The sequence below is a fragment of the Schaalia canis genome, from assembly GCF_003858455.1.
GTDB lineage: Bacteria > Actinomycetota > Actinomycetes > Actinomycetales > Actinomycetaceae > Pauljensenia > Pauljensenia canis.
In genome coordinates, this window is record NZ_RQZF01000055.1 from 1 (window position 1) to 313 (window position 313).

The 313-nt window shown below is 62.6% G+C and carries 1 protein-coding gene; it reads left to right on the forward strand.

The features are described 5' to 3' along the window. A partial coding sequence (locus EII11_RS10670) for a hypothetical protein (protein ID WP_205649300.1) occupies nt 1-313 on the forward strand: 313 nt, incomplete at both ends.

The following is a 313-nucleotide window of genomic DNA, read 5'->3' on the forward strand; positions in this document are numbered from 1 at the left end:
ACCAGCCCTCGTGGGAACTTTGAAGAGGTCATCTCCAACAGCGCCACACAAACCCTAACCATCAAGGGATGGACCTTCGACCAGGACACCCCCACTCCCATTTCTATCCACGCCACCATCAACGGCACCCCTCACACCGTCACAGCCAACACTTCCCGACCCGATGTCCAGCGCGCCTTCGCGCTCAACCGCAACACCACAGGCTTCGCCCTCACCCTCCCAGCCCAACCCGGCACACACACCATCTGCGTCACCGCCCTCAACCAAGGCGCAGGCCACAACACCCCACTCGGATGCCGCACCACCACCCTGG